The sequence below is a fragment of the Pseudonocardia sp. 2-7 genome (assembly GCF_056341085.1).
In genome coordinates this window covers 2380612-2392282 of the sequence record NZ_CP094507.1, presented here as the reverse complement: position 1 = coordinate 2392282, position 11671 = coordinate 2380612, and the positions used below count along the sequence as shown (strand labels likewise).

Genomic DNA, 11671 nt, shown 5'->3' with positions numbered 1-11671 from the left:
GGTCCGCGCGACGATCCGTTACCGGCGTCCCGGCCGCCGCCCCAATACTGGGGACGAGCCGCCGTGCCGGCGGCTGCGCCGCGGCCCCCGGACCGGTCCGAGCCGCACGCCGGGCGGCCCCGGGGATCCGGGACCGTCGGCCCGTGCGGCCGGGACACCGCGAACGGCATCCTGGGTGCCCGACCCGCCCTGCCGGAGGACTCCATGAGGCTGCCGCCCGAACCGCCCCACCGGGGCCGGTGGTCCCGGTGACGAACTACGCACGGCTGTACCGCATGGGGCTGACCCCGTGGGAGCGCTACGGGCGGCTCACCGCGGAGGGCACCGGCGCCCGGCTGGACCGGGAGGAGGCGGAGCGGGGCCGCCCGCCCGGGCGAGCGCTCGACCTCGGGTGCGGCCGGGGCCGGGACACCGCCGAGCTGGCCCGGCGGGGCTGGGACGCCGTCGGGATCGACGCCGTGCCGGCCGCGATCGACGCCGCCCGGCGGGACACCGGCGCGACCTACGTCGTGGGCAGCGTGACCGACCTGCCCGGGGCCGGTCTCGGCACGTTCGACCTGTTCCTCGACGTCGGCTGCTTCCAGGGGTTCGGCCCCGACGACCGGCGTGCGACCGGCCGCGGGGTGACCGCGCTGGCCAACCCGGGATCGACGGTACTGATGCTCGCGTTCGGCCCCGGCCGGTTCCGGTCGGTGGTCGGCGGTGTGTCCCGGGCGGAGGTCGAGGAGGCCTTCGACGGCTGGGACGTCGTCGCGGCCGAGCCGGCCGGCACCGCGGGCCTGGGCTGGCCGATGAGCCGCACGGCACCGCACTGGTACCGGCTGCGGCTGCGCGACCGGGAGGGTCGACCGGCCTCGGCGCACTGACCCCGTGCGCGCCGATCAGCGGGCCGCGCCGAGCCCGGCGTCCCGGGCGGTCGCCACGGCGGCCGACCTGCTGCGCACACCGAGCTTCGCGAAGACCACGGAAACGTTGTTCCGTACGGTCTTCTCCGACAGGTGCAGCCTGCGGGCGATCGCGGCGTTGGTCAGGCCCTCGGCGACGAGCCCGAGAACCTCGCGCTCCCGGTCGGTCAGGTCGGGGAACGCCATCCGGGCCGAGTCGGGCGGAGGCTCGGCCCATCGTCGGCGCACTCCGCCCGCGACGCCCCGGCCGACGACCACACCACCCTGCGCGACGTGCCTGATCGCCCGGTCGATCTCGGCGCGGTCGGCGTCCTTCAGCAGGTAGCCGGACGCCCCGGCGCGCAGCGCGGCACCGACGGTCTCGTCCTCATCCAGCATGGTGAGCGCCAGCACCGCCGGTCCCGGTCGTGCGGCGCACAGCGTTCGTGTGGCGTCGATCCCGTCCACACCCGGCATCTGCAGGTCCATCAGCACGACGTCCGGCGCGATCTCCCGGGCGAGCCGAACGGCCTCGGCTCCGTCGGCGGCCTCTCCCACCGGCTCGATTCCGGCCATCGTGCGCAGCGCGCCGCGCAGGCCCTCGCGGTAGAGCGGGTGGTCGTCGACTATCAGCACACGGACGGGTGTCGGCAGCCCGGACGGCCCAGCGGGCTGCCCGCTCATCGGAGCGGCACCGGTAACGCCGCCTCGACGATGGTCCCCGGACCCTCCCACACCTCCAGGGTGCCGCCGAGCCCGTCGACCCGCCGGCGCAACGAGTGCAGCCCCAGGCCCGGCGAGGCGCCCGCGGCCGCCCGGGTGCCCCGACTGTTGTCGGACACCCGAACCAGCAGGAAGCCCTCGCGCCGGTGCGCGTAGACCCGCACCCGAGTGGCGTCGGCATGCCGGCACGCGTTCGTGACGAGCTCGGCCACCAGCAGGTGGGCCGCGAGCTCGACCTCCGCCGGCAGCGGACCGAGCTCCCCCAACTCGACCTCGACTGCGCACGCGGGTGTGCTGGACCGGGCACCCAGCTCGCGCAGCGCACCCTCCGGCCCCAGCTCGTCGAGCAGCGCGGGCCTCAGGTCCCGGGTGATCGCCCGGACGTCGCGGACCGCGTCCCGCAGCTGCGCACCCAGCCGGTGCAGGACCGCGCGTCCCTCGTCCGGGGACTCGTCGATCAGGTCCCGGACGCTGTCCGCCTGGAGGCTCGCTGCGGCGAGGGCGGTGCCCACCCCGTCGTGCAGCCGGCGGCGCAGCCGGTCCCGCTCCTCCTCCCTGGCCGCGGCCGCCCGTTCGCGCTCCCGGCGGAGCTCGTCGGACAGCGCGAGGGCGTGCACCGCGACCGCGGCCTGGGCCGCGACGTCGGTCAGCGCACGCCGTTCGGACCGGGTCAGCCCGCCTCGCACCGGTACGGCGCGCAACACGCCCACCCGCCGTCCGGCGTGTCGCAGCGCCAGCTCCTGCACCGGACCGTCGGGGGGCGAGCCGTCGGGGAAGATCCGGCCGTCCGCCGTCTCCAGCGACAGGTGCCGCAGGCCCAGCGTCCTGGAGACCTCGGTGAGGATGTCCGGCAGGACCGACGACGCGACCTGGTCGGCGGGCACGGCCGCGCCGAGCCGCATCGCCAGCCGGGTGATCACCCGATGGGGGTCCTCCGGCGAGCCGTGCACCAGCCGGTTCACCACCCGGCGCAGGACGTGGTGCAGCGGCAGCACCAGCATCGCCACGACCGCGGTACCCACGATCGGGGCGCCGGTGCCCACCCCGATCGCCCCGCCGAGCAGGCCGACGACGCCGGCGTAGGCGACCGCGACCGCCACCGAGAGCCCGCCGTAGACCAGCGACCTCCCGACCACCAGCTGCAGGTCCCACAACCGATGCCTGCTCACGGCGATCATGCAGCAGACGGGTAGCGCACCGACCGCGAGGGCCGCGGCGAGGACACTCGCGGTGGCCATCGCGACAACCTCGCACGCGACCGTCACCGCGACGCCGTACAGCATCCAGGACAGCGCCCGGCGCCCGTCCGGCCCGGCCCGCCGCCACCGCGCCACCAGCCCGGCGGCCGCCAGCACGACCCCCAGCGCCACCAGCGGGGCGGCGACCCCGCCGACCAGGGCGGAGGGACCCGGGGAAAGCGCCAGCGGGTTCGGCCCGATCGCCGCGTCCGTGGCGGGGCCGTCCAGCAGCTCATAGGGGGTGGTCGCCCACCGGGTCGTCGCGACCGCGATCGCGCACACGCCGAACAGGACGACCGGGCGCCACCGCTGCGAGGGCAGGGTCCCGTCGGGCAACAGCAGCGGCACGACGACCAGCAGCGCGAGCAGGCCCGGCACCCACGACCAGGTGTGCGACCAGAACAGCCACCGGTCGGCCGGCAGGCCGTCGACGACCTGCAGGCCGTACACGCCGTACTCGCGGCCGAACAGTGACGCGGCCTGGCTCAGCGCCACGACGAGGAAGACCGGGCCGAGCACACCCGCGGTGCGGCGGGCCACCAGCAGCCCGCCGACGACGCCGTAGGTCACCAAGCCCACGACCTGCATGGGCCAGAACCCGCCCCGGCCACTGCTCGACGGGGCACCCGCCGCGACGTTGACGGCCAGCAGTACGCATCCCGCCCCGCCGACCGCCAGCACGACCGCCGCAACGGTGCAGGCAGCGACCACACGGCCGTCCGGCGCAGGCGCGGTACGGAGCCCGTGCGACGCGAGAGTGGCCATCGAACCAGGCTCGCCCACGGGTGTCCCGTCGTTACGGGACCGGAGGTCCCGGACGGGACGGGACGGACGGATCGGGTGTACGGGGCGGCCCCGAGGTCAGGATCGGGCCGTCCGCCCAGCAGCTCCGGAGGTAACGCCGTGACCGTCCCCGTACCGCCCGCCACCGTCGCGTCCCGCCGCCCGCCCGTGCCCGTCGTCGTCGCGAGTGTCGTCGTCGCGGTGCGGATGGGGTTCGGCGCGTTCGGCCTCGTCTACTTCGGGGTGCTCGCGCCGCCGGAGGTCAACCCGGACGCCGGGAGCCCCGCCGCCACCGCCTTCGCCGCCGTCGGGCTGACCACCGTGATCACCGCCTGGGCGTGCCTGCCCGGTGTGTGGGCCGGCCGGCGCGCGCCGTGGCACCTGCTCACCTGCGTCCTCGCGGCATGGGTCTACTTCAGCTGCTACAAGATCCTCGCCGAGGGCGAGACCGAGTCGATCGCGTTCCTGGTGGTCGACGTGCTGGTGGCCGGGCTGCTCTGCCTGCCCACGTCCCGGCGGCACGTCGCCGCCGGGGACCGGTCCGCCGGATCCGCCCCGTCCCCGGCCGGCACCCGCTAGCTTGCCCCTGACGACGACCAGGGGCGGCGATGGTGTTCAAGAAGCTCAAGGCACGGTTCGGTGGGGGCACGACGGTCGACACGGTGGTGCACACCCCGGTCGCGCAGCCCGGTGGCGTGTTGGACGGCGTGGTCGAGGTCGTCGGCGGCGAGTTCCTGCAGCGGATCAACTTCCTCGCACTGCGCCTGGAGACCGTGGTCGAGGTGGAGTCCGGCGACAACGAGTACCGCTCCACGACGTCGTTCGCCGAGCAGCGGGTGACCGGGGCGTTCGAGCTGCATCCGGGCGAGCGGCGGTCGGTCCCGTTCCGGTTCGGGGTGCCGTGGCAGTCGCCGTTCACCACGGTGCACGGGCGGGACCTGCCCGGGGTCCGGGTGGGCCTGCGCACCGAGCTGGACATCGCCGGTTCGTTGGACAAGGGCGACCTGGACCCGGTGCGGATCGAGCCGACCCGTCCGCAGCAGACCATCCTGGCCGGGTTCGAACGGGCCGGCTGCCGGTTCCTGCGCTCCGACGTGGAGAAGGGCCGGGTCCCCGGTGCCGAGTTCGGCTTCTACCAGGAGATCGAGTTCGCACCGCCGCCCGACCTGGCGCGCGGCCTGAAGGAGGTCGAGGTGTCCTTCCTCGCCGGACCGCACGCGATGGACCTGCTCCTGGAGGGCGACCGGCGGGGCGGCTTCCTGGACGCCGGCGGCGACCGGATCGTCCGGTTCACCATCCCCTACGACGTGCTGGACGCCCACGACTGGGCGGCCGAGATGCGCGGGCACATGGCGGAGCTGGCCCGGCGGCGCGGCCTGTTCGGCTGACCCTCAGCGTCCGGGCGACGGGACGGGCAGCCCGGCCGCCGCGAACAGCTCCGCCCACCGCGCACGCGGCAGCCGGTCGACGGGGTCGCGGGCACCGGCCCAGGCCTCCGGGACCGCCGACGCCAGCAGCGCGGGCGGGAGCAGGCCCGCGTCGTCGAGCTCGGCCAGCAGCAGCGGCGCCCGGTCCCGGCCGACCCGGGCGGCCGCCGCGTCCCAGCCGGCGGCGGTGAGCGGGCGGTCCCGGTCCAGCAACGCGTTCACGGTGACCTCGTACAGCGCCTGGCTCACTGCCCCAGCGTGGCACGCCGGGCTCCCCCGCCCGGGGCACCGCCCCGCCGGACGGCGCCCGGCACTCGGTGGCCGGTGCGGGACGCGCGACGTGCGGCACCCGAGCGGGCGGGGCCGCCGGACCGCGCGGCACCCGCGCGCCGACCACGCACGGTCAGCGTGACGGAGCGACCGGCCGCCGTGACTGCGCCAAACGGCCGCTGTGCGGGCCGCAACCCTCACCTAGCGTCCGATCGCGATGAGCGCTCCCCACGCCGACGACCGTCCCCCGCACCGTCCCGATCGGCCCGACCGGCCCGGCTCCGGCCCGCCCCCGCCGGACGGACGGCCCCGCAACGGGTACCGGCCCGCGGACCTGCTGGACCGGGCCGCCGTCCCGCCGCCGCGCCGTCCCGGCGACGGCGGTGCCGCCCCGGGGGCGGCCGTCCCCGGCCCCGGCGCGGCGGGTGCCGGACCCGCTCCGGGGCCCGCGGCCGGACCGCACGGCACGGTCCCGGCACCGCGACCGCCCTGGCTGCCGGGCGCCGCCGCCCCGGCCGCCCCGCTCGCTGCCGGGGCCGTCCCGGCCGGGGAGCCGGGCGACGGACCGCCGGCATGGGGCGGGCCGCCACCCGGCGTCGCACGCCCCGCGGCGCCCGGCGCGCCGTGGGCCGGACCGGCGCCGACACCCGGTCCGTGGTCCACCGCGTCGTGGGGCCCAGCCGCACCCGTGCCCCGGGGCGCCGAGACCGCGCCGCCGGCCGGGGGCGGGCACCCGGCGTCGTGGGGTGCGCCCGGGCACACCGCGCCGCAGGCCCGGCCACCGTCCGGTCCGGGTGCCGGGGCGTGGGCGGCGGTCGCCGTTCGGGCCGGCGGCGCCGGGGACCGGATCTCGCGGGCGGTGACCGGGCTGGACGGCGCCCTCGGCCGGGCCCTGCCCGGCGGCGCCGGGCACCGCGGGGCGGCCCTCGCCGTCGGCGCGACACTGCTGCTCGCGGTCGCGGCCGCCGCGGGCGCCGAGTCCCCGGGTGCCGACAACGGCCCGGCGCCGGGCACCGCCGCCCCGGCCGCACAGGAGCCGGTGCCGGCACCCGCCGACCTCGTCGCGGGGACCGCCCCGGCCGACCCGGCGGCGTTCGCCGGGTCCGGATTCCGCTCCCCCAGCGGCAACATCACGTGCCGGATCGACGGCGCCGAGACCCGCTGCGACACCCGTACCCGAGCCTGGTCCCCGCCGGACGACCCGGCGTGCACGTTCCGCTCCGGGACCGGGCTGGTGCTGCGCGCCGCCGGGGCCGGGCCGAGCTGCGGCGGCGAGCGGGTCCGCGCCCGCGGCACCGCCGAGCTCGGCTACGGCACCCACCTGACCCGCGGCGACGTCACCTGCGTGAGCCGCCGGACCGGCGTCGAGTGCCGGGACGCGCGCACCGGGCACGGCTTCGCGACCTCCCGCGAGGCGTACCGGATCTACTGACCCGCGCCGCCGCGGCCGGTCCGCCACAGATAGCGTCACCGGCCGTGACGGCGGTCGTGGAGATCTTCACCGACGGCGCCTGCGTGCCGAACCCCGGCCCGGGCGGCTGGGGCGCGGTGCTGCGCTACGGCGAGCACGAGCGCGAGCTGCACGGCGGCGAGCCGGAGCGCACGACGAACAACCGGATGGAGCTGACCGCCCCGATCCGCGCGCTGGACGCACTGACCCGGCGCAGCGTCGTCCACCTGCACACCGACAGCACCTACGTGCGCAACGGCATCACCCAGTGGCTGCCGCGCTGGCAGGCCCGCGGCTGGCGGACCGCCGCCGGGGAGCCGGTGAAGAACGACGACCTGTGGCGCGAGCTCGACGCCGCCGTCCGCCGCCACGACGTCACCTGGTTCTGGGTGAAGGGGCACGCCGGGCACCCGGAGAACGAGCGTGCCGACCGGCTCGCCGCCCGCGGCTGCGAGGAGGCGGGCGGACGCGCGTCCGGGAAGCGGCCGTCCCGCACGCGGTGACGCCGGGGAGATAGCGTCGGCCGCGTGGCCGACTCGTTCCCCCGCCTGCACGCCCGCACCCGCCGCTTCACCCTCGGGGTCCCCCGCGGGTTCACCGTCGCCCCGGACGGGTCGCGGGCGGTGTTCCTGCGCAGCCGGTCCGGTACCGACCCGGTCACCTGCCTGTGGTCGGTCGACGCCGCGACCGGCGCGGAGCGGCTGCTCGTGGACCCGGCGTCGGTACCCGGGCTGCCGGGCGAGGAGGACCTGCCCGCCGCGGAGCGGGCCCGGCGCGAGCGGGTCCGGGAGCAGGCGGGCGGCGTCGTCGGGTACACCACCGACGCCGCGGTCACCCGCGCCGTGTTCGCACTGTCCGGGCGGCCGTTCACCGTCGCGCTGACCGGGGAGCCGGACGTGCGCCCGCTCGACGTCGGCGGGATCGAGGCCGTGGTGGACCCGCGGATCGACCCGAACGGGACCCGGGTGGCCTTCGTCGCCGCGGGCGCGCTGCACCTGCACGACCTCACGACCGGCACGACGACGGCCGTGCTCACCCCCGACGGCGACGACGTCTCCTGGGGCCTGCCCGACTTCGCCGCGGCCGAGGAGATGGACCGCCACCGGGGGTTCTGGTGGTCCCCCGACGGCGGCGCGCTGCTCGTCGCCCGGGTCGACGAGTCGCCGGTCGCACGCTGGCACATCGCCGACCCGGCGCACCCCGACCGCGTCCCGACCACGGTCCGCTACCCCGCCGCCGGCACCCCGAACGCCCGGGTGGGGCTGGTCGTCGTCGCGCTCGACGGCAGCCGCACCCCCGTGACCTGGGACGACGAGACCTACGAGTACCTCGCCACCGCGGGCTGGGACGCACACGGCCCGCTGCTGTCGGTCCAGCCGCGCGACCAGCGCGAGGTCCGCACCCTGGCCGTCGACCCCGCGACCGGGCGGACCACCACGCTGCACTCCCAGACCGACCCGGTGTGGGTGGAGAACGTGCCGGGCGTCCCGGCGCGCACCGCGTCCGGGGCGCTGGTGCGGGCCGAGGACTCCGGCGGGGCGCGCCGGCTCGTCGTCGGCGACGCCTACCTGACCGGCCCGGAGCTGCAGGTGCGCGGGGTCCTCGGCATCGACGGCGAGACCGTCCTGTTCCGCGCCTCGACGGAGCCGACCTCGGTCGCCGTCTGGTCGGTGACCCCGGGGTCCGAGCCGGTCGCGGTGACGCCGACGACCGGGGTGCACGCCGTCACCGCAGCGGGGGGCACCACCGTGCGCGTGTCCCAGGACCTCGCGACGGCGCCGCACGCCGTGCTCGTCACCGCCGCCGGGGCCGAGCACCCGGTCGCCGGGCACGCCGTCGACCCCGGGTTCGACCCGGCCCCGGTGCTGCACTCCTTCGGTGAGCGGGAGCTGCGCACCGCGGTGTTCCTGCCGTCCGGCCACGTGCCCGGTACCCGCCTGCCGGTGCTGCTCGACCCCTACGGCGGCCCGCACTCCCAGCGGGTGCTGCAGGCCCGCAACGCGCACCTGACCAGCCGCTGGTTCGCCGAGCAGGGTTTCGCCGTGCTGGTCACCGACGGTCGTGGCTCCCCCGGCCGCGGCCCGGAGTTCGACCGCGCGATCCACGGCGACCTGGCGGGACCGGTGCTGGAGGACCAGATCGCGGCCCTGCACGCGGCCGCCCGGGCCTACCCCGACCTGGACCTGGGGCGGGTCGGGATCCGCGGCTGGTCGTTCGGCGGGTACCTGTCCGCGCTGGCGGTGCTGCGCCGGCCCGACGTCTTCCACGCGGGCATCGCCGGCGCGCCGGTCACCGACTGGACGCTCTACGACACCCACTACACCGAGCGCTACCTCGGGATGCCGGGCGGCGAGCCCTACACCCGCTCGTCGATCGTCGACGACGCCGCGACCCCGCCGACCGCGGACCGGCCGCACCGCCCGCTGATGGTCGTGCACGGCCTCGCCGACGACAACGTCGTCGCCGCGCACACCCTGCGGCTGTCCTCGGCGCTGCTCGCGGCCGGGCGTGCCCACCAGGTGCTGCCGCTGTCGGGCGTCACCCACATGACGCCGCAGGAGGTCGTCGCCGAGAACCTGCTGCTCCTGCAGGTCGGGTTCCTCCGGGACGCGCTCGGCGGCTGAGCGCGAACACGTGTTTCACCGATTCCGACGATCACCGACGCCGATCGGAACTGATCTACGGACACCGCGTCGTCGCAGGTGAGGGCGCCGCGCGTCCGTGCGTGACCGGACGCGCGGCGGTCACCGGTGCCCGCGACGGGGCTCCGGGCCCGCTTGCGACCCCGCTCACACTGTGGCTCCCTGGGCCGGAGGGACACCTCCGCCGGACCCGGCCACGGGCCACCGGCGGGCGTGGGCGACGACGCCGTGGGGAGCAGCATGACGATGTCCGACCAGGCCACGCGGTCCCTGTGGATCTGCGAGCCGTGCGGGTTCGTCTACGACCCGGACGAGGGCGACCCGGACGGCGGCATCGAGCCGGGCACGCCCTTCGAGGACATCCCCGACGACTGGATGTGCCCGATCTGCGGCGCCGCCAAGTCGGACTTCCGCCCGTTGGAGCCGGGAGAACAGTTCCCGGGGTGAGGACACCGAGACCATGGTCATGATCGCCGGATACGACCACTTCGTCCAGCTGGCCGAGTCGCTGCAGTGGGACGAGACCGACCTCGACCTGGGCCCGGACCGCGACGCGTGGGCCCGGCTCGCGCCGGACGAGGCGGCGACCGTGCGCGGGCTCGTCGCCGGCTTCTGCATCGCCGAGGCCTCGGTCGCCGGGCAGCTCGGCTCGTACCAGGCGGCGGCGCTCGACGACACCATGCAGGCCGCGTTCCGCGCCCAGGCCCGCGACGAGGCGCGGCACGCCCGGTTCTTCGACCTGGTCGCCGCGCAGGTGCTGGGCGTCCCCGGCGACACCCCGGCCGACCGGCTGGACGTGCTGCGACGCGAGGTGAGCTCCGAGCTCGTCGACCTGTTCGAGCACCGGCTGCCGGCGACCGCCCGTGGGCTCGCCGAGGACCACACCGGACTGACCGGGGCGGTCGGGCTCTATCACATGGTCATCGAGGGTGTGGTGCTGCTGGCCGGGCAGCACGCGATGCTCCAGACCCTGGACCGGCTGTCCGTCCCGCTGCCGGGCGTGCACCGCGGGACCGAGCTGGTCCTGCGCGACGAGCGCTGGCACATCGGCTTCGGCGCGCGGGTGGTGCAGAGCGCCGAGCTGGGTGGCGAGGAGGCCGACGCGCTGCTCGAACAGGGTGAGACCGCGTCGAAGGTCTGGGCCGGGCTCATCACCCCCGAGGCCATCGCGCTCGCGGTGAAGCAGCACCGCCGTCGGCTGAAGGCGGCGGGCATCAAGTTCTGGTGACACCCCCACGCCGGTCGCCGCCCTTTCGGGAAACATGTGTTTCATTCCTCCGGGGCCGGCCGCGTGGCCTGCACGGAATGGGCACGGACGGTTCCGCGGGCGGGGACCGCGGGTGTCCACACCGGAGCCCGCGGCGCCGTCCCGGGCGCGGCGTCGCACGTCACGGCGGGGACGGCCGCCCCGGCCCCCGCGACGGTGCTTGTCGCCGCACCGACGTCACCGATCTCCGGCGGCCACGATTTCCGGGGCACCCGCCCGCATTTCCCACCATTTTCCGGACGACCCCACGGCACAGTCCGCAGAAATGTTCCGATTGTTCCCGGACAATCGTTTCCGAGCAACGGGGCGACCCCGCGCAGCCGGTCCTGACCTGCGGGGAGATCGTCCGAGCCGAGCCCGGGACCCTCGCGGGAGATCATTCCGCATTCGAGCTCGCGCGTTCATGATCGTCGGCGCAGAATTGCTGGACGCACGGGGTTGACGCTTACCACCGTGCGGTGTGAAGGTGATCACGTACCCACCGACGAATTGCGCTCGGGAGGAAAGTGTCAATGACGACCACCGAAGACGAACGCGCGGAACAGCTGGCCGCCGCGGGTCTCGACGGGCAGAACCGGCTCGCGCTGGGTCGGCTGCTCGGCAGCGGGACCATCGGCTACGCCGAGGAGGGACCCGACGGCGTGCTCCGGGCGACCATCCGGATCCCGGAGGACGAGATCTGCTACGAGCCCGGCGTGCTCATCCTCCCGCACGGCGGTGACATCGAGCTGACCCTCATCAACGACGACAAGAACACCCACTGCGCGGTGCTGCCCAGCAACGGCGACCCGAAGTTCATCTGGCTGGTGAACCACTCCAAGGGCACGGCGAAGATCAACCTCGACGGGCCGGGCACGTACTACTACGGCTCCGCGAGCGGCAACGACGAGGGCCGCGGTCTCACCGGCTCCATCGTCATCGGGGGCGAGGTACCCGACCACGCCAAGCTCGACCGTCCCCCGCAGCCGCGACCGTAGGAAGGATCCC

At 76.1% G+C, this 11671-nt stretch carries 12 protein-coding genes; 9 read left to right on the top strand and 3 right to left on the bottom strand.

All coding sequences use genetic code 11. The features are described 5' to 3' along the window. Positions 1-248 precede the first annotated feature (248 nt). Positions 249-866, top strand: a complete 618-nt coding sequence (locus MTO91_RS11770) for a class I SAM-dependent methyltransferase (protein WP_345647536.1) — start codon at positions 249-251, stop codon at positions 864-866. A 15-nt stretch (positions 867-881) separates the two neighbouring features. Here MTO91_RS11770 and MTO91_RS11765 read toward each other — a convergent pair whose 3' ends face one another. Beyond that, on the bottom strand, positions 882-1568 hold the full coding sequence (locus tag MTO91_RS11765) for a response regulator transcription factor (RefSeq protein ID WP_476654503.1): 687 nt from the start codon (positions 1566-1568) through the stop codon (positions 882-884). Further along, positions 1565-3610 (bottom strand): sensor histidine kinase, encoded by a 2046-nt coding sequence (locus tag MTO91_RS11760; protein WP_476654502.1) that lies wholly within the window; start codon positions 3608-3610, stop codon positions 1565-1567. Before MTO91_RS11760 ends, MTO91_RS11765 begins: the two co-directional genes overlap by 4 nt. Positions 3611-3748: 138 nt before the next feature. Here MTO91_RS11760 and MTO91_RS11755 point away from each other — a divergent pair, with 138 nt between their 5' ends. Then, positions 3749-4207 (top strand): hypothetical protein, encoded by a 459-nt coding sequence (locus MTO91_RS11755; protein ID WP_345647527.1) that lies wholly within the window; start codon positions 3749-3751, stop codon positions 4205-4207. Positions 4208-4236: 29 nt separating this feature from the next. Then, positions 4237-5016 (top strand): sporulation protein, encoded by a 780-nt coding sequence (locus tag MTO91_RS11750; protein WP_345647524.1) that lies wholly within the window; start codon positions 4237-4239, stop codon positions 5014-5016. Between the two features lie 3 nt (positions 5017-5019). Here MTO91_RS11750 and MTO91_RS11745 read toward each other — a convergent pair whose 3' ends face one another. Further along, a complete protein-coding gene (locus MTO91_RS11745) occupies positions 5020-5304 on the bottom strand; it encodes a hypothetical protein (RefSeq protein ID WP_345647521.1) in 285 nt (94 codons plus the stop codon). A 238-nt stretch (positions 5305-5542) separates the two neighbouring features. On the opposite strand from MTO91_RS11745, the gene MTO91_RS11740 reads away from it, so the two are divergent. From MTO91_RS11740 to MTO91_RS11715, 6 genes are all read left to right on the top strand, one after another. Further along, positions 5543-6757: a hypothetical protein gene (locus tag MTO91_RS11740; protein WP_476654501.1), complete on the top strand. Its 1215-nt coding sequence runs from the start codon at positions 5543-5545 to the stop codon at positions 6755-6757. A 44-nt stretch (positions 6758-6801) separates the two neighbouring features. After that, positions 6802-7278, top strand: a complete 477-nt coding sequence (gene rnhA / locus MTO91_RS11735) for a ribonuclease HI (RefSeq protein WP_476654500.1) — start codon at positions 6802-6804, stop codon at positions 7276-7278. Between the two features lie 24 nt (positions 7279-7302). After that, complete coding sequence (locus tag MTO91_RS11730) at positions 7303-9399, top strand: prolyl oligopeptidase family serine peptidase (RefSeq protein WP_476654499.1); 2097 nt, start codon at positions 7303-7305, stop codon at positions 9397-9399. A gap of 258 nt (positions 9400-9657) precedes the next feature. Continuing rightward, a complete protein-coding gene (locus tag MTO91_RS11725) occupies positions 9658-9864 on the top strand; it encodes a rubredoxin (protein ID WP_374231597.1) in 207 nt (68 codons plus the stop codon). Between the two features lie 19 nt (positions 9865-9883). Continuing rightward, positions 9884-10645 (top strand): ribonucleotide-diphosphate reductase subunit beta, encoded by a 762-nt coding sequence (locus MTO91_RS11720; RefSeq protein ID WP_476654498.1) that lies wholly within the window; start codon positions 9884-9886, stop codon positions 10643-10645. A gap of 551 nt (positions 10646-11196) precedes the next feature. Continuing rightward, complete coding sequence (locus MTO91_RS11715) at positions 11197-11661, top strand: MSMEG_3727 family PQQ-associated protein (protein ID WP_251786437.1); 465 nt, start codon at positions 11197-11199, stop codon at positions 11659-11661. The last annotated feature ends 10 nt before the right edge of the window (positions 11662-11671 follow it).

Coding starts and splice junctions, on each gene's coding strand:
- MTO91_RS11740 (WP_476654501.1), top strand. CDS start 5,543: ATGAGCGCTCCCCACGCCGACGACCGTCCCCCGCACCGTCCCGATCGG.
- MTO91_RS11720 (WP_476654498.1), top strand. CDS start 9,884: ATGATCGCCGGATACGACCACTTCGTCCAGCTGGCCGAGTCGCTGCAG.
- MTO91_RS11760 (WP_476654502.1), bottom strand. CDS start 3,610: ATGGCCACTCTCGCGTCGCACGGGCTCCGTACCGCGCCTGCGCCGGAC.
- MTO91_RS11725 (WP_374231597.1), top strand. CDS start 9,658: ATGACGATGTCCGACCAGGCCACGCGGTCCCTGTGGATCTGCGAGCCG.
- MTO91_RS11765 (WP_476654503.1), bottom strand. CDS start 1,568: ATGAGCGGGCAGCCCGCTGGGCCGTCCGGGCTGCCGACACCCGTCCGT.
- MTO91_RS11715 (WP_251786437.1), top strand. CDS start 11,197: ATGACGACCACCGAAGACGAACGCGCGGAACAGCTGGCCGCCGCGGGT.
- MTO91_RS11750 (WP_345647524.1), top strand. CDS start 4,237: ATGGTGTTCAAGAAGCTCAAGGCACGGTTCGGTGGGGGCACGACGGTC.